This is a genomic window from Pseudomonas sp. TE31087 (assembly GCF_057284075.1).
In genome coordinates this window covers 3,355,425-3,372,095 of record NZ_JBXVNN010000001.1, presented here as the reverse complement: position 1 = coordinate 3,372,095, position 16,671 = coordinate 3,355,425, and the positions used below count along the sequence as shown (strand labels likewise).

At 64.7% G+C, this 16,671-nt stretch carries 18 protein-coding genes, 1 tRNA gene and 1 pseudogene; 5 read left to right on the top strand and 15 right to left on the bottom strand.

Translation table 11 applies throughout. From position 1 onward, the window contains the following. Nucleotides 1-4 precede the first annotated feature (4 nt). The 14 genes from ACZ899_RS15140 to ACZ899_RS15075 form a co-directional block, all read right to left on the bottom strand. Nucleotides 5-151 (bottom strand): DUF6890 family protein, encoded by a 147-nt coding sequence (locus ACZ899_RS15140; protein WP_371263118.1) that lies wholly within the window; start codon nt 149-151, stop codon nt 5-7. Nucleotides 152-171: 20 nt separating this feature from the next. After that, complete coding sequence (locus ACZ899_RS15135; RefSeq protein WP_234560437.1) at nt 172-459, bottom strand: putative phage tail assembly chaperone; 288 nt, start codon at nt 457-459, stop codon at nt 172-174. Nucleotides 460-514: 55 nt separating this feature from the next. Continuing rightward, nucleotides 515-721: a TraR/DksA family transcriptional regulator gene (locus ACZ899_RS15130; protein WP_050703721.1), complete on the bottom strand. Its 207-nt coding sequence runs from the start codon at nt 719-721 to the stop codon at nt 515-517. Further along, nucleotides 721-1,170, bottom strand: a complete 450-nt coding sequence (locus ACZ899_RS15125) for a phage protein (protein WP_234560438.1) — start codon at nt 1,168-1,170, stop codon at nt 721-723. Before ACZ899_RS15125 ends, ACZ899_RS15130 begins: the two co-directional genes overlap by 1 nt. Nucleotides 1,171-1,173: 3 nt before the next feature. After that, nucleotides 1,174-2,289 (bottom strand): DUF2586 domain-containing protein, encoded by a 1,116-nt coding sequence (locus tag ACZ899_RS15120; protein WP_234560439.1) that lies wholly within the window; start codon nt 2,287-2,289, stop codon nt 1,174-1,176. Between the two features lie 93 nt (nt 2,290-2,382). Next, entirely contained in the window at nt 2,383-2,847 is a 465-nt protein-coding gene (locus ACZ899_RS15115; protein ID WP_234560440.1) for a phage tail protein, read from the bottom strand. Between the two features lie 505 nt (nt 2,848-3,352). Continuing rightward, nucleotides 3,353-4,453, bottom strand: a complete 1,101-nt coding sequence (gene ychF, locus ACZ899_RS15110; protein ID WP_203648000.1) for a redox-regulated ATPase YchF — start codon at nt 4,451-4,453, stop codon at nt 3,353-3,355. Between the two features lie 22 nt (nt 4,454-4,475). Beyond that, complete coding sequence (gene pth / locus ACZ899_RS15105; RefSeq protein WP_023629555.1) at nt 4,476-5,060, bottom strand: aminoacyl-tRNA hydrolase; 585 nt, start codon at nt 5,058-5,060, stop codon at nt 4,476-4,478. Between the two features lie 79 nt (nt 5,061-5,139). Then, nucleotides 5,140-5,736: a 50S ribosomal protein L25/general stress protein Ctc gene (locus tag ACZ899_RS15100; protein WP_232854730.1), complete on the bottom strand. Its 597-nt coding sequence runs from the start codon at nt 5,734-5,736 to the stop codon at nt 5,140-5,142. Nucleotides 5,737-5,855: 119 nt separating this feature from the next. Beyond that, a complete protein-coding gene (locus ACZ899_RS15095; RefSeq protein ID WP_016391678.1) occupies nt 5,856-6,797 on the bottom strand; it encodes a ribose-phosphate pyrophosphokinase in 942 nt (313 codons plus the stop codon). 45 nt (nt 6,798-6,842) lie between these two features. Next, nucleotides 6,843-6,917, bottom strand: a tRNA-Gln gene (locus ACZ899_RS15090). A 20-nt stretch (nt 6,918-6,937) separates the two neighbouring features. Next, nucleotides 6,938-7,798: a 4-(cytidine 5'-diphospho)-2-C-methyl-D-erythritol kinase gene (gene ispE / locus ACZ899_RS15085; protein WP_203647998.1), complete on the bottom strand. Its 861-nt coding sequence runs from the start codon at nt 7,796-7,798 to the stop codon at nt 6,938-6,940. 4 nt (nt 7,799-7,802) lie between these two features. Continuing rightward, entirely contained in the window at nt 7,803-8,420 is a 618-nt protein-coding gene (gene lolB, locus ACZ899_RS15080; RefSeq protein ID WP_028691147.1) for a lipoprotein insertase outer membrane protein LolB, read from the bottom strand. A gap of 3 nt (nt 8,421-8,423) precedes the next feature. Beyond that, nucleotides 8,424-10,145: a tetratricopeptide repeat protein gene (locus tag ACZ899_RS15075; RefSeq protein WP_234560441.1), complete on the bottom strand. Its 1,722-nt coding sequence runs from the start codon at nt 10,143-10,145 to the stop codon at nt 8,424-8,426. 1,107 nt (nt 10,146-11,252) lie between these two features. On the opposite strand from ACZ899_RS15075, the gene hemA reads away from it, so the two are divergent. The 5 genes and pseudogenes from hemA to murI all read left to right on the top strand — a co-directional run bounded on the left by hemA (nt 11,253) and on the right by murI (nt 15,980). Then, on the top strand, nt 11,253-12,530 hold the full coding sequence (hemA, locus tag ACZ899_RS15070; protein ID WP_203647995.1) for a glutamyl-tRNA reductase: 1,278 nt from the start codon (nt 11,253-11,255) through the stop codon (nt 12,528-12,530). Continuing rightward, on the top strand, nt 12,527-13,609 hold the full coding sequence (gene prfA, locus ACZ899_RS15065) for a peptide chain release factor 1 (RefSeq protein ID WP_203647994.1): 1,083 nt from the start codon (nt 12,527-12,529) through the stop codon (nt 13,607-13,609). Before hemA ends, prfA begins: the two co-directional genes overlap by 4 nt. Then, nucleotides 13,610-14,440, top strand: a complete 831-nt coding sequence (prmC, locus tag ACZ899_RS15060; RefSeq protein WP_234560442.1) for a peptide chain release factor N(5)-glutamine methyltransferase — start codon at nt 13,610-13,612, stop codon at nt 14,438-14,440. Next, nucleotides 14,434-15,190, top strand: a pseudogene (locus ACZ899_RS15055) (molybdopterin-synthase adenylyltransferase MoeB). Before prmC ends, ACZ899_RS15055 begins: the two are co-directional and overlap by 7 nt. Next, nucleotides 15,183-15,980 (top strand): glutamate racemase, encoded by a 798-nt coding sequence (gene murI, locus ACZ899_RS15050; protein ID WP_234560443.1) that lies wholly within the window; start codon nt 15,183-15,185, stop codon nt 15,978-15,980. The pseudogene ACZ899_RS15055 and the gene murI overlap by 8 nt, the downstream one beginning before the upstream one ends. Nucleotides 15,981-15,989: 9 nt before the next feature. Here murI and ACZ899_RS15045 read toward each other — a convergent pair whose 3' ends face one another. Continuing rightward, nucleotides 15,990-16,670, bottom strand: a complete 681-nt coding sequence (locus ACZ899_RS15045) for an SDR family oxidoreductase (RefSeq protein WP_203647990.1) — start codon at nt 16,668-16,670, stop codon at nt 15,990-15,992. Nucleotide 16,671 lies beyond the last annotated feature (1 nt).

Genomic DNA, 16,671 nt, shown 5'->3' with positions numbered 1-16,671 from the left:
GGTGTCAGCCTCCGTTGAATGCACGTGCGATGCCGTTGGCAATGGCGATTTCCATTCGCCGCCAGTGCTCGTCCTCCAGCCACTTGGCCGTGCCCAGGTTCTCGGGCGTGGACGGGGCACCGGGCAGCCAGCGTTCGGCCAGGGCCAGCAGCTGACCCAGGCCGTCCTCGGTCAGTCGCTCTGCGTGGCCGAGCGCTTTTTTACGGTGACTTCCACGGTCGGGGCGTACTCCTCGACCAGGGCGCCGGCCAGCTGGATCACGGTCATCGGGTTGGCCAGCAGCGGCTTGAGCTGGTCCTTGTGCTCGGGCTTCACGGCGGTAACCAGCAGGTTGTTGGCCGGGGCGACCTTGTTGGAGGGGGTCAGGGCGTTGATGTACTTGGTCATCAGCGCCGGATCGATGGCGAAGTCCAGGGACAGGTCGCCGACTTCCAGGGAGATTTCGGTGCGTTGGGTCATGGGGTACTACTCCATTGGAATACGGGAATCGAAAAAAACGTGGCGGGCGCTGTGTTCAGCGGCCGCGCTCGTGAAGCTGTTGGCAGGGAACGCAGCGGCGCATGCCGCCCAGGGCGCGGCGCGCCTCGGCGATCTCGTCGCCGCAGTCCGTGCAGTGGGTGAGGCTGGGCCCAGTCGCCACGCGTCGGCCACGGACGGCGGCGATCGCCAGGTCACGCCTGAGCTGTTCCAGAGCCTGGGCGCGGTCGAATGGGCACACCATCAGTTCAGGCCCTCGACCTCGGCGAAGGACAGGTACGGCACGCCGTTGACATGGATGAAGTCCGGGCTGGTGACGTCGAACGGCAGCTTGTGCTTGGTCTTCTCGCCGCCCTTGGCGTCGATGTTGAGCAGGCTGGAGATCTTGAAGCGGCAGCCGAAGGCCTCGACGCGGATCTCGTCGGTGGGGGTCTTGGCATAGAACAGCTGGTCGAAGGTCCCCAGCTGACGGAAGCTGCCGGCCTTGGCGGCGGCTTCGATGATCAGGTTGAAGTTGCTGGTGTCCACTTCCAGCTCGCCGCTGGCGGCCACGTCGCCGGCGACCCAGCCGTCCGGCACGCCCTTGGTGTGCGCCACGGCGCTGTTGTCGGTGATGTCGAGGGTTGCGCTCTCAACGTGGATCTTCAGGTCACCCACGTTGATGTCGAAGTTCAAGCCACTGATCTTGGCCATGGGTTACTCCTGGTTGTCCTGGGAAAGGTCCAGCGCGATGTTCGCGGTGATGTCCTTGGGGCAGTTGTGCGGGCGGATGCGAATGAACACTTCCACCTGGGTGTGGCTTTTCCAGACGATGACCAGGTCGCCGTCGCGCGGCGGCTGGATTTCGCCGGGGAACACTTCGCCGGCGAATTTCACCGCCTTGGCCATCCGTCGCAGCGGCGCCATCAGCGCGCTGGTGTTGGCGGCCATGCTGGCGGGGCTGTTGTTCAGGCGGCGGTCACCGATGCGGCGGATCAGCAGCGGGCGGACCTGGCGGGCGGCCTTGTCGGCCAGGCGCAGGTATTCCAGGACCTGGAAGTCGCTGGCGGCGGTGTCGAGCATGTTGGCATCGCCCCAGTACACGCCCTCGTAGTCCGGGTAGGTCTGCGAGACGGAGAAGCGTGCCTTGTCCAGCTCGCTGCGCACCGCCGATGGCAGTGGCACGCCGTCCTTGTCCGCGGGCACCGCGCCCAGGCCCAGGACAGGGCCGCTGGCGACGCGCATCGGGGTATCGGCGATGCTCCAGGCGGCGTTGGCCAGGCGCCCGGCGAGCACGCCCAGGTCGTTGCCGTGCAGCTGCGGCACCACCACGACACGCGGCGCGGCGACATCGCCGGTGAGCGCCTTCTGCTCGAGCAGGTAATCCGACCAGGTCACGGTCGGCAGGATGCCGGCGGACGCGGCCAGGACGAACGAGCGCCGGCCGTAGCGGGCGTTCAGCTGTTCGGCTGCGGTGTGCATGGCCAGCAGTTCCGCGGCGGCGGTCGCCGGCTTGGTGATGACGATGCCCTCGACCGAGTAGCCGTGTTGCTGGGCGTACTCCAGGGCGCTCGCCCAGTCGCCTTCGGCGCCGATCGGCGCGGCCAGGCAGGCCCAGCGGTCGCCGCCGTTGGCCCGGGCGGCGATCAGTTGGGTCTTCAGGTCGCTGGCGGCCACGCCCAGCTCGTTGTCCAGGTCGCTGTCCGTGTTCAGGGTCAACAGCTTGCCGACGTTCTTGGCGGCGGGGCCGATGAAGAGGAAGTAGCGCTCGATCTCGGTCACGGCACCCTGGCCGAGGTTGAGATTGTTCACGCTGATTTTACCGAGTGCCATAGGTTGCCTCGTTAGCGGGGTGATTGAAGGGGTGTGCCAGGACCTGTCGATCAGGTCGCGGGCGGGTCGGGCGTTGTTGCCCGGGTAATCGGGTCAGGGGAGGGGACTGGCCTGCAGGGCGATTTCGCCTTGCTCGGCGACCCACAGATCGTAGGGTTGGAATGACCAGGTCTTGCCGAACACCTCGATCTCGCCGGCTGCGTCCTCGGTCAGGTAAAGAGGCTCGACGAACTCCAGGGCCAGCGACACGTCGAGCAGGTCGCTGCCCGGGACCTTCTGCTTGACGGCGAGGGTCGGGGCCGGCAGGGCGAACAGGTGACGCCCGGGGTCGTTGCTTTCCAGCCAGCTGCCGGCGAGCGCCATCAGGCGCCCGGGATGACCGCTGAAGTCGTCGAAGTCAAACAGGGCGCGGTAGCGCAGGTTGCCCATGTGCAGGCCCAGTTCGGTTTGCGTCCAGGCCAGTTGCAGGTCCAGCTGCTGGGCCCAGGCGTGCAGTTGCCCGGCAGGCACCAGCTTGCGTTCGAGCAGGTAGGTGGTGAGTGCTTTCAACTGGTTCATGGGGAGGCCTCCGTACAGGGCGAGGTGGCTGAGAAATTCATCGTTGAGTACGTGGGGGGGATTGCCCGCTCCCACAGGGTTCGGAGAACCGCTGAAGTCATGCTCGGCATTCCAAAAAGCCCGCCATGCAGGCTTTTCAGTAATGCGTTGTCGAACCGCTGGCCACGACTGGTGACGCCATGCGGTTACGCTTCGAATTGGTGACTCCGACCGCGGCCGTCTGCCCGCCGGAAAACTGATCGTGGTGCTTTACGCTGCACACCCGGGCCAGTTGCCAACCCTCTGAACAGTCGAGGCCTGTTCATCGCTGCCTGTGTCACAACCGGTTGCTGTCCGGCTTGAGATACAGGTTATGCATGCATGCATATGCAGTCAATGCATTTATGGAAATATTTGGGCATGCAAATTTGCCGATATGCATGTCGGTCTTTGCGGGCGCGGGTTGTAGGGCTTTTCTGCGGGCGAAAAAAAACCCGCCGAAGCGGGTTTTTTCAGGAGCGGTGTATCAGACGTTGAAGCGGAAGTGCATCACGTCACCGTCCTTGACGATGTAGTCTTTGCCTTCAAGGCGCCATTTGCCGGCTTCCTTGGCGCCGCCCTCACCCTTGAACTGGATGAAGTCGTCATAGGCCACCACTTCGGCGCGGATGAAGCCTTTTTCGAAGTCGGTGTGGATCACGCCGGCCGCCTGCGGTGCGGTGGCACCCACGCGCACGGTCCAGGCACGGACTTCCTGCACGCCAGCGGTGAAGTAGGTCTGCAGGTTGAGCAGCTCGTAACCGGCGCGGATCACGCGGTTCAGGCCAGGCTCTTCCAGGCCCAGGGCCTCGAGGAACATGTCCTTCTCCTCGCCGTCGTCCAGCTCGGCGATTTCGGCTTCGATCTTGTTGCACACCGGTACCACCACCGCGCCTTCTTCCTCGGCGATGGCCTTGACCACGTCCAGGTGCGGGTTGTTGTCGAAGCCGTCTTCGGCAACGTTGGCGATGTACATCACCGGCTTGCTGGTCAGCAGGTGGAAGCCACGGATGACGGCTTTTTCGTCGTCAGCCATGTTTTTCATCAGGCTGCGCGCTGGCTTGCCTTCGGTGAAGTGCGGGATCAGCTTTTCCAGGATGGCCTTTTGCGCCAGGGCATCCTTGTCGCCGCCCTTGGCGTTGCGGGCGACCTTCTGCAGTTGCTTCTCGCAGCTGTCGAGGTCGGCGAAGATCAGTTCGAGGTCGATGATCTCGATGTCGCGCTTGGGGTCGACGCTGTTGGAAACGTGGATCACGTTCTCGTCTTCGAAGCAGCGCACCACGTGGGCGATGGCGTCGGTCTCGCGGATGTTGGCGAGGAACTTGTTGCCCAGGCCTTCACCCTTGGAGGCACCGGCGACCAGGCCGGCGATGTCGACGAACTCCATGGTGGTCGGCAGGATGCGGTTCGGCTTGACGATCTCGGCCAGTGCCGCGAGGCGCGCATCGGGCATCGGCACGATGCCGCTGTTCGGCTCGATGGTGCAGAAGGGGAAGTTCTCCGCCGCGATGCCAGACTTGGTCAGGGCGTTGAACAGGGTGGACTTGCCGACGTTGGGCAGGCCGACGATGCCGCAATTGAAACCCATGGGTATTCCCCTTTCTAAAGTGTCAGGCCTTCTGGCTGTGCAGTTCGCGCATGGCCTTGGCGAAGTCGCCGGCCAGCACGTCGGGCATCACGCCGAGGGCAAAATCGATGCTGGCGTCGAGCTTCTCCTGCTCGGCGCGTGGCGCCCGGCCCAGGACGAAGTTGGAGACCAGTTTGGCGTCGCCCGGGTGGCCGATGCCAAGCCGCAGGCGGTGGAAGTCGTTCTGGTTGCCGAGCTGCGCGATGATGTCGCGCAGGCCGTTGTGCCCACCGTGGCCGCCGCCTCTCTTGAGCTTGGCGACGCCGGGAGGCAGGTCGAGTTCGTCGTGGGCCACCAGGATCGCTTCCGGCTTGATGCGGAAGAAATTGGCCAGAGCCGCCACGGACTGGCCGCTACGGTTCATGTAGGTGGTGGGGATCAACAGGCGAACATCGTTGCCCTGATGGCTGAATTTAGCCGTCAGGCCGAAATACTTTTTGTCAGCGGACAGCGAAACGCGCTGGGCGCTGGCGAGGCGTTCAACGAAAAGAGCCCCTGCGTTATGCCGGGTCTGTTCGTATTCGGGGCCGGGGTTACCCAGGCCGACGATCAACTGGATGGCGGTCACGTCAGGGGCTCTTCCTTGGAGTTGGTGGGTTACAGTGCGCGCGGCACTGTAACCCGATCAACGCCGGCGTGCGAGTGGATTACTCGGCAGCGCCTTCAGCAGCTTCAGCGGCAACGCGCGGGGCGTGGACGTTGGCAACAGCTTTGTCATCACCGTGGGCCAGAGCAACGAACTCTACGCCTTTCGGAGCTTTCAGGTCCGACAGGTGGATGATGGTGCCGACTTCGGCCTTGGACAGGTCGACTTCGATGAACTCAGGCAGGTCCTTGGCTTCGCAGGACACTTCGATCTCGGAAACGACGTGCGAGATCTCGCCGCCTTTCTTGATCGGGGCTTCTTCGCCGACGAAGTGAACTGGAACCTTGGCGGTCAGCTTCTGGCCAGCAACGACGCGAACGAAGTCGGCGTGCATGATGAAGCCTTTGGCCGGGTGACGCTGCATGGCCTTGACCACGACGTTCTGCTTGGCGCCGTCGACGTTCAGTTCGATCACGTGGCTGAAGGCAGCTTCGTTTTCGAACAGCTTGGCGATTTCCTTGGCCACGATGGTCAGGGATTGGGCTTCTTTATCGCCACCGTAGACAACGGCAGGGATGTTCAGCGAGTGACGCAGGCGGCGGCTCGCACCTTTCCCCAGGTCAGTACGCGCTTGGGCGTTCAGAATGAAATCAGTCATTTTGTTTCTCCAAAATAGCCCCCCGAGGGCGTTTGCGACCAGCGCCAGACGGGGATGGCAAAAAAGCCCCGCCCCAACACATGCTGGGGCGGGGCGCTTCATATCAACACATGTTCCGCTTAGCGGAACATCGCGCTGATCGATTCTTCGTTGCTGATGCGGCGTACCGCTTCAGCGACAACCGGTGCGATATCCAGCTGGCGGATACGGTCACAGGCCTGAGCAGCGGCGGACAGCGGAACGGTGTTGGTCACCACCAGCTCGTCCAGTACCGACTTCTCGATGTTCTCGATCGCACGGCCCGACAACACAGGGTGCGTGCAATAGGCGTAGACCTTGGCGGCACCGTGTTCTTTCAGGGCCTTGGCCGCGTGGCACAGGGTGCCGGCGGTGTCGACCATGTCGTCTACCAGGATGCAGGTGCGTCCTTCGACGTCGCCGATGATGTGCATAACCTCGGAGTGGTTAGCCTTTTCGCGGCGCTTGTCGATGATCCCGAGATCGACGCCCAGGGACTTGGCAACGGCGCGAGCACGCACCACACCACCGATGTCCGGGGAAACGATCATCAGGTTCTCGAAACGCTGGTCTTCGATGTCGTCGACCAGTACGGGCGAGCCGTAGATGTTGTCGACGGGGATATCGAAGAAACCCTGGATCTGGTCAGCGTGCAGGTCGACGGTGAGTACACGGTCGATACCCACGACAGTGAGCATGTCAGCGACGACTTTGGCGCTGATGGCTACACGTGCCGAACGCGGACGGCGGTCCTGGCGGGCGTATCCGAAGTAGGGAATCACGGCGGTGATTCGCGACGCTGAGGAGCGGCGGAAGGCATCTGCCATCACGACCAGTTCCATCAGATTGTCGTTGGTTGGAGCACAGGTGGGCTGAATGATGAAGACGTCCTTACCGCGGACATTTTCATTGATTTCAGCACTGATTTCGCCGTCGGAGAATTTACCGACAGAAACATCACCCAGTGGAATATGCAGCTGACGTACGACACGCCGAGCCAGATCGGGGTTGGCATTCCCCGTGAAGACCATCATCTTGGACACGCGCAGTACCTGAAGGCTGAGGGTAACCTGGATGAGTATAAGAAATGGCAGGGGCGGCTGGATTCGAACCAACGCATGGCAGGATCAAAACCTGCTGCCTTACCGCTTGGCGACGCCCCTGTATCTGTTGCTGCGAATTCTTATGAACTCGACTTCTTGATCAGAACTTGCAGCTTGCGATGCAACATCGAAACATTGCTTCCTTTCGCCACAAACCCTGTTTGGGTCTCTGAAAGAAGGGCCAGAACTCTATCAGCTTCGGCTTTGCTTGGGAAGGCCCCAAACACACAACTTCCAGTTCCGGTCATTCGGGCTTCGGTGAATTTACCTAGTGAAATCAGCGCATTGCGAACTTCAGGATACCGTTGCTCTACTACCGGTTGGCAGTCATTTCGACTGTTTCCCTCGGGAACGGGGCGCATCTTAAGGGGGAGGGAATCACGTGTCAACTCCGGATGCGAAAAAATTTCCGCTGTGCTGACAGACACTTGCGGCACCAGCACGACATACCAGGGTTCCTCGGGGTCGACCGGGGTCAGCTGCTCGCCGACACCCTGGGCGAAGGCCGCGTGGCCGCGGACGAACACCGGCACATCGGCGCCGAGCGACAGGCCCAGGCTTGCCAGGCGGTCTTGGTCCCAGTCCAGCTGCCACAGGTGAGCGAGCGCCAGCAGGGTGGTGGCCGCGTCCGAGCTGCCGCCGCCGATGCCGCCGCCCATGGGCAGCACCTTGTGCAGCCAGATGTCGGCGCCGAGCGGGGTGGCGGATTGTGCCTGCAGCAGGCGCGCGGCGCGGACGATCAGGTTGCTGTCGTGGGGCACGCCTTCAATTTCGGTCTGCAGGCGGATCTGGCCGTCCTCGCGCAGGGCGAAGCTCAGTTCGTCGCCGTGCTCGAGGAACTGGAACACGGTTTCCAGCTCGTGGTAGCCGTCGGCGCGGCGGCCGGTGATGTGCAGCCAGAGGTTGAGCTTGGCCGGGGCGGGCAGGGTCAGCTTGTGCATTGTCTCAGTGCCCCAGCTGGCGTGGCTGCCAGTCCTTGACCACCAGGGTCACGTCGATGTTCTCGCCGTGCAGCTTGAGGCGCTCGGGCAGCCAGTAGCCGTTCTGCTCCACGTAGCTCAGGTACTCGACCTGCCAGCCATCCTGGTGAAGGCTGGCCAGGCGGCTGTCGCCGTCGAGGGTCAGCTGGCTCTTGCTGTCCGGGGCGGGCAGGCCGCGCACCCACCAGACCAGGTGCGACACCGGCAGGCGCCAGCCCAGTTGTTCTTCCAGCAGTGCCTCGGGGTTGGCGGCCTCGTAGCGGCCCTGGTTGGCCACTTCCAGTACCACGCCGCCGGGGCGTCCGGTCAGGCGCGCCGCGCCACGACCCAGGGGACCGGCCAGGCGGATGTCGTAGTAGTCCTGGCGTTGCAGCCAGAACAGGGTGCCGCTGCCGGAGTCGCGCGGGGCGCGGATGCCGACCTTGCCGTTGATCTGCCAGCCGTCGAGGCTGCCCAGCTGCTGTTTGTGCTCGCGCCACAGCTGCGGGTTGCCTTGGCCTTGTACGGCTTCCTTGCTGCCGAAGCCGGCGCAGCCGGCGAGCAGGGCGATGAGGGTGAAGGTGATGCAATGACGCAGGAACATGGTTTACAGGCTCTCGGATCCGGTCAGGCGCAGCAGGGTCTTGCGCAGGATGGGGCTTTCGGCCTGGGCTTCGAAGCCCTTGGCCCAGACTTGGCGGGCTTCGCGGCGCTTGCCGTTGGCCCAGAGGACTTCGCCCAGGTGGGCGGCGACTTCATGGTCGGGGAAGCGTTCGAAGGCCAGGCGCAGCTGGCGCTCGGCTTCCTCGAGGTTGCCCATGCGATAGGCCACCCAGCCCAGGCTGTCGAGCACCGCCGGGTCGTCCGGAGTGAGCTGGTGGGCCTTGTCGATCAACGTCTTGGCTTCGCTGTAGCGGGTGGTGCGGTCGGCCAGGGTGTAGCCCAGGGCGTTGAGGGCCATGGCGTTTTCCGGCTCGCGGGCAAGGATCGCGCGCAGGTCTTTCTCCATCTGCGCCAGGTCGTTGCGCTTCTCGGCGAGCATGGAGCGGGTATAGAGCAGGTTGAGGTCGTCCGGGTAGCGCTTGATCGCCTGCGCCAACACTAGACCGGCCTGGGCCTCCTTGCCGTTGTTGCCCAGGCTTTCGGCTTCGATCAGGTACAGCTGGATGGCGTAGTCCGGCTGCGCCTCGCGGGCTTCGGCGAGTATCCGCGAGGCTTCGGCGCTGCGGCCGTTGGCGATGAGGATATCGGCCTGGCGCAGTTGCGCCGGCAGGTAGTCCGGGCCGGGGCCGACCAGGGCATATTCGCGCAGGGCGGCGGCCGGCTGGCTGCGCTCCTCGCGGATGCGGCCCAGGTTGAGGTGGGCGGCGTCGACGTTGGCGTCACGCTCGACCAGCTCCTGCAGGTAGCCTTCGGCTTCGTCCCAGTGTTTGGTTTCCAGGCACACCAGGGCCAGCGAGTAGCGGATCTCGTCGTCTTCGGGGTATTGCTGCAGCAGGCTTTCGAACTCGGCCTTGGCATCGTCGATGCGGTCCTGCTCGACCAGGGTGCGGGCGTAGGTCAGGCGCAGGCGCTTGTCCTCGGGGTTGTCGCGGATCGCCCCACGCAGCAGTGGCAGGGCCTCCGGGCCACGGTCCATGGCTTGCAGCAGACGGGCGCGCAGCAGCACCGGGGCGATTTCGCCGTTCTTCGGCGGATGGGCCTCGAGCAGGTCGAGGGCCTGTTGCGGCTTGTCGTCCTGGTTCAGCAGCAGGGCCTTGCCGAACACCAGTTGGCCGTTGTCGGGGTATTTCACCAGCAGGCGGTCGAAGCTCTGCATCAGGCCGTCACGGGTGCTCTGGTCGGTCTCGGCGGCCGCCAGGGCGAGGAAATCGAAGTGGGTGTCGCCCTGGCCCTGCAGCACCTTTTCCATATAGGTCATGGAGTCGTCGTAGCGTCCAGCGCGGGCCAGCTGGATGGCCGCGGCGCGCTGTGCGTCGAGGTTCTGTGGGTCGTTGCGTGCCCAGATCAGAGCGGTGTCCAGGGCAGGCTCGTCGGCGCCGAGGTATTCGGCGATGCGATAGGCGCGCTCGGAGACGGCCGGATCCTGGGTCTTTTCGGCCTGGTCGACGTAGTTGGCCAGGGCGATGTCGAAGCGGTTGCGCTGGCCGGCCAGCTCAGCCACCAGCAGGCTGTACAGGGTGTCCTGCTTGAACGATCCGTACACCACGGGCTTTTCCGCGCTCTTGCCGGCGTCGACGGCGGGCGACTGGGCGTCCGTCTTCGGGGCCAGGCTCTGGCAGCCTTGAAGCAGGGCGAGGGCAAGCAGCAATGCGTAGGATTTGTTCATAGAGGCTTATTAAAGAGGCTAAACCGGCGGTCGGAGCATGATGACACAAGCGTGAGGGCAAACCCACCTGCGAAGGTCGTGGTGTGAAGCGGTGCTTCGGAGTATAGGGACAATGAGCCGTGGCGGTGGTTCGCAACCACTCACGGCATCCTGCCCTTGCCCTTGCCCTTGCCCTTGCCCTTGCCCTTGCCCTTGCCCTTGCCCTTGCCCTTGCCCTTGCCCTTGCCGTTGCCCTTGCCGTTGTTTTTGCTTTTGCTTTTGCTTCTAAGCGCGCGGTAGTCCAGGCAACACCAATTGCGACTTCAGGAGGCCGAACGCAGGTCTTGCGCAGGGAGGTGACGGGCATGGATGCCCGTCAAGCGCTGCGCCCCAGGATGGGGCGTTCAGCGCGGTCCTCCCGGGAGCAAGACCGGAGTGAGGGAACCCCGGAGCGAAGCGTAGGGGCCGGATGAATGGAGCGAGGATTTTTTGGTTCCTTTTTGATCCTTCAAAAAGGGACCCGCCGTAAGGGCGGAAAGGTGACTGTGCGTCGACATAGCAAATGAATGCGCTTACACCTATAAAAACCCGCTCCAAAACGCTTTGGCTTTGGCTTTTTAGAGCGTGTGTATTGAAAGCTGTATGCGCATTCATTCGCTGTGGCGACGCATAGTCACCTTTCCGCCCTTACGGCGGGTTACTTTGGTCGTGGCCAAAGTAACCAAAGCCGTGGCGCTCCATTCATCCGGCCCTCCGCTGCGCTCCGGGTTCCCTCACTCCGGCCTTGCTCCCGGGAGGACCGCGCTGCAGGGCCCATCCTGGGCCCCAGCGCTTGACGGGCATCCATGCCCGTCACCTCCCTCCGCAAGGCCTGCGTTCGGCCTCCTGAAGTCGCGAAGGTACGGGCGGCGCCTGAACTGGCGCAGCTGTCGCTAGCTGGGTATGGCGCTAGACTCTTGATCGGCAACGGCAACGGCAACGGCAACGGCAACGGCAACGGCAACGGCACGGATGGGGCGCGGTGCGGGGCGATAGGCATACCGCATCGCCACAATAGCGAACGGTGGTTGTTCTAAAACCTGCGAAGTAGGACAATTATCGGCTTCACGTCCCAACCAGCGACCTTGCATGGCCTTTCTTGCACTTGGTATCAACCATAAGACTGCCTCGGTAGACGTACGCGAGCGCGTGGCGTTTACGCCCGAGCAGCTGGTCGATGCCCTGCAGCAGCTCTGCCGACTGACCGCCAGCCGCGAGGCGGCGATCCTGTCCACCTGCAACCGCAGCGAACTGTATATAGAGCAGGACCACCTCGCCGCCGACGCCGTGCTGCAATGGCTGGCCGACTACCACCAGCTGAGCCTCGACGAACTGCGCGCCAGCGCCTACGTCCACGAAGAGCACGACGCGGTCCGGCACATGATGCGCGTGGCCTCGGGCCTCGACTCGCTGGTGCTCGGCGAACCGCAGATCCTCGGCCAGATGAAGTCGGCCTACGCCGTGGCCCGCGAGGCCGGCACCGTCGGGCCGCTGCTCGGGCGCCTGTTCCAGGCCACCTTCAGCGCCGCCAAGCAGGTGCGCACCGACACCGCCATCGGCGAGAACCCGGTCTCGGTGGCGTTTGCCGCGGTCAGCCTGGCCAGGCAGATCTTCTCCGACCTGGGCCGCAGCCAGGCGCTGCTGATCGGTGCCGGCGAGACCATCACCCTGGTCGCCCGCCACCTGCACGAGCAGGGCGTGCGCCGCATCGTCGTGGCCAACCGCACCCTCGAGCGTGCCAGCATCCTCGCCGAGCAGTTCGGCGCCCATGCCGTGCTGCTCTCGGACATCCCGCAGGAACTGGCCAACAGCGACATCGTCATCAGCTCCACCGCCAGTCAACTGCCGATCCTCGGCAAGGGCGCGGTGGAAAGCGCGCTGAAGCAGCGCCGGCACAAGCCGATCTTCATGGTCGACATCGCCGTGCCGCGTGACATCGAGCCGCAGGTGGGCGAGCTGGACGACGTTTACCTCTATACCGTCGACGACCTGCATGACGTGGTCGCGGAAAACCTCAAGAGCCGCCAGGGCGCGGCCCAGGCCGCCGAAGAGCTGGTCTCGGCCGGCGCCGACGACTTCATGGTGCGCCTGCGCGAACTGGCGGCGGTGGATGTGCTCAAGGCCTACCGCCAGCAGAGCGAGCGCCTGCGCGACGAAGAACTGCAAAAGGCCCTGCGCCTGCTCGGCAACGGCGGCAACCCCGAGGATGTGCTCATGCAGCTGGCCCGGGGCCTGACCAACAAACTCTTGCACGCGCCCAGCGTGCAGCTGAAAAAGCTCTCCGCCGAAGGCCGCCTCGATGCGCTGGCCATGGCCCAGGAACTCTTCGCCCTCCACGAGGGCTCGACGGACAAATCCCCGCAATGAAAGCGTCGCTGCTGAACAAACTGGACACGCTCCAGGATCGCTTCGAGGAACTCACCGCGCTGCTTGGTGACGCCGAAGTCATTTCCGACCAGACGCGCTTTCGCGCCTACTCCCGCGAGTACGCCGAAGTCGAGCCGGTGATCGGCGCCTATAAAGACTGGCGCAAGGTCCAGGACGATCTCGAGGGCGCCCAGGCGCTGCTCAAGGATGCCGACCCCGACCTGCGCGAGATGGCCGTGGAGGAGGTGCGCGAGGCCAAGGAGCAGTTGGTGGGCCTGGAGTCGCAGCTGCAGCGCATGCTGTTGCCCAAGGATCCCAACGACGGGCGCAACGTGTTCCTGGAAATCCGCGCCGGCACCGGCGGTGACGAGGCGGCGATCTTCTCCGGCGACCTGTTCCGCATGTACTCGCGCTACGCCGAGAAACGCGGCTGGCGCCTGGAGATCCTCTCCGAGAACGAAGGCGAGCACGGCGGCTACAAGGAAATCATCGCCCGGGTCGAAGGCGACAGCGTGTACGGCAAGCTGAAGTTCGAGTCCGGCGCGCACCGTGTGCAGCGGGTCCCGGAAACCGAATCGCAAGGCCGTATCCACACCTCGGCCTGCACCGTGGCGGTATTGCCCGAGCCCGACGAGCAGGTGGCGATCGAGATCAACCCGGCCGACCTGCGCGTGGACACCTACCGCGCCTCCGGCGCCGGCGGCCAGCACGTCAACAAGACCGACTCGGCGATCCGCATCACCCACTTGCCCACCGGCATCGTGGTCGAGTGCCAGGAAGAGCGCTCGCAGCACAAGAACCGTGCCCGCGCCATGTCCTGGCTGTCGGCCAAGCTCAACGACATGCAGACCAGCGCCGCGCAGAATGCCATCGCCAGCGAGCGCAAACTGCTGGTGGGTTCAGGCGATCGCTCCGAGCGCATCCGCACCTACAACTATCCACAGGGCCGGGTCACCGACCACCGTATCAACCTCACCCTCTACTCCCTCGACGATATCCTCGCCGGCGGTGTAGACGCGGTGATCGAGCCGTTGCTGGCCGAATACCAGGCCGATCAGCTGGCCGCCCTGGGGGATTGAATGACCATCATCGCCAGCCTGCTGCGCAACGCGCAGTTGCCGGACTCGCCGACCGAACGGCTGGACGCCGAGCTGCTCCTGGCCGCGGCCCTGGGCAAGTCGCGCAGCTTCCTGCACACCTGGCCCGAGCGCATCGTCAGCAGCGAGGCGGCGCAGGTGTTCGCCAGCTACCTCGAACGGCGTCGCGCCGGTGAGCCGGTGGCCTATATCCTCGGCCAACAGGGGTTCTGGAAGCTGGACCTGGAAGTTGCGCCACACACGCTGATTCCGCGTCCGGACACCGAGCTGCTGGTGGAAACCGCCCTTGAGCTCGTGCCACCCATGCCTGCCCGAGTACTCGATCTGGGCACCGGCACCGGGGCTATCGCCCTGGCCCTGGCCAGTGAGCGTCCGGGGTGGCAGGTCACGGCGGTGGACCGTATCGACGAGGCCGTGGCCTTGGCCGAGCGCAACCGCCAGCGCCTGGGCCTGGGCAATGTCCAGGTGCGCGCCAGCCATTGGTTCGACGCTCTCTCGGGTGACCAATTTGACCTGATCCTCAGCAACCCGCCCTATATTCGCGCCGCTGATCCGCACCTGGTGGCCGGTGACGTGCGCTTCGAACCCAGCAGTGCCCTGGTGGCCGGCGAAGACGGGCTGGACGACCTGCGGGTGATCGTCGCCCAGGCCCCGGCGCACCTGCTGCCCGGAGGTTGGCTGCTGCTCGAGCACGGCTATGACCAGGCGCCCGCCGTACGCGACCTGCTGGCGGCGGCCGGCTTCATCGACGTCGTCAGCCGCGTCGACCTGGGCGGCCACGAACGCATCAGCCTGGGGCGCCTGCCATGCTGAGCGACCAGGAGCTGTTGCGCTACAGCCGGCAGATCCTCCTGTCGCAGGTGGATATCGACGGCCAGTTGCGTCTGAAACACGGCAAGGCCCTGGTGATAGGCCTGGGCGGGCTGGGCTCGCCGGTGGCGCTGTACCTCGCCGCAGCGGGTGTCGGTGAGCTGCACCTGGCCGATTTCGACACCGTCGACCTGACCAACCTGCAACGCCAGGTGATCCACGACAGCGACAGCGTCGGCATGAGCAAGGTCGATTCAGCCATCAAGCGTCTGCGGGCGATCAACCCGGAAATCAGCCTGGTCGCCCATCGCCGGGCGCTGGACGAGGATTCGCTGGCCGCCGCGGTGGCGGCGGTCGATGTAGTGCTCGACTGCTCCGACAACTTCGGCACCCGCGAGGCGGTCAATGCCGCCTGTGTGGCTGCGGGCAAGCCGTTGGTCAGCGGCGCGGCGATCCGCCTCGAGGGCCAGTTGTCGGTGTTCGACACCCGCCGCGATACCAGCCCCTGCTACCACTGCCTGTATGGCCATGGCAGCGAGGCCGAGCTGACCTGCAGCGAGGCCGGTGTGATCGGTCCGCTGGTGGGGCTGGTCGGCAGCCTGCAGGCACTGGAAGCGCTGAAGTTGCTGGTCGGTTTCGGCGAGCCGCTGGTCGGCCGCCCTGCTGCTGATCGACGCCCTGAGTACCCGCATGCGCGAGCTGCGGGTCAAGCGCGACCCCGCCTGCGCGGTGTGCGCGACTCGCCATGGCTGAGCGCTCGGCGCCGGTGGGCGTGATGGATTCCGGGGTCGGCGGGTTGTCGGTGCTGGCCGAGATCCAGCGCCTGCTGCCCAACGAGTCGCTGCTCTACCTGGCCGACAGTGGCCACGTGCCCTATGGCGAGAAGTCCCCGGACTACATTCGCCAGCGTCTGCGGCTGATCGCCAGGTTCTACCATGAGCAGGGCGCCAAGGCCTTGGTCCTGGCCTGTAACACGGCCACGGTGGCGGCGGTGGCCGACCTGCGCGAGCTCTATCCGGACTGGCCGCTGGTGGGCATGGAGCCTGCGGTCAAGCCGGCGGCCGCGGCAACCCGCTCCGGCGTGGTCGGTGTGCTGGCCACCACCGGTACCCTGCAGAGCGCCAAGTTCGCTGCCTTGCTTGACCGCTTCGCCAACGATGTGCGGGTGATTACTCAGCCGTGCCCTGGGCTGGTGGAGCGTATCGAGGCAGGGGATCTGGTCAGCGAGCAACTGCGCCAGTTGCTGTCGGGCTATGTAAAACCTTTGCTGGCGGCCGGTTGCGACACCCTGATCCTGGGCTGCACCCACTACCCGTTCCTGCGGCCCATGCTGGCCGAGATGGTGCCGGCGGATGTGGCGATCATCGACACCGGCGCTGCCGTGGCGCGCCAACTGCAACGCCTGCTGGGCGCTCGCGGGCTGCTCAGTGACGGACCGGCGCGGACGACTGCGTTCTGGAGCAGCGGCGAGCCGGACAACTTGCAGAATGTCCTGCCGCTATTGTGGAACCAGTCCGGCAGCGTGCAGCGCTTCCTGCCATGAAACGCAGGTTCAACTGCTTTTCGGCAGCGGCCACAGTTCGCCTGGGTTGAGCACCTCCAGTACCAGCTCGGGTTGGCGCTCATCCAGGCGCGCCAGCAACTCCTGCGCTGCGCTTTGCGCCGTCCAGGGCTCCGGAATGGCCTGTACCGAGGTCACCGGGGTCTTCAGCGACTGAGGCGCCACCACGGTCAGGTCGATGCCTAGTGTGCTCAGGGTGTTGCGTTGTTCGCTCAGCCATGTCGGCAGGCTGTTGCCGCCATTGAGCGGCTGGTTCGGTTCGAACAGCTGCAATGCCGAGTAGCGACTGAGAATGGCCATGACCTGCGGCCTCTGGCCCTTGGCCAACAACGGCAGCGCGGCGTTCAGGCACTGGTGCGTGGCCTGCAGGTTGCTGCTGACGATCTGCTCGAACAGGTCTGCATGCGCCATATTGTCCGGCAGATAGTCGCAGCTCCCGGCATTTACCAGCAGACAATCCAGCGCGCCCCAAGTGGCCTTAAGCCGCTGACCGGCATCCTGCAAGGGGCCGAAAAGCCGCAGCAAGCGTGTGCCGTGACGCTCCCCCAAGGTGTCGAGTTCCTGGCTATCCCTGCCACTGGCGGCCACCGTGTGCCCTTGTGCGAGCAACTGTTCCACCAAGGCCAGGCCGAGTCCGTGGCTGGCTCCTGTAATCCAGAAACGACGTGTCATG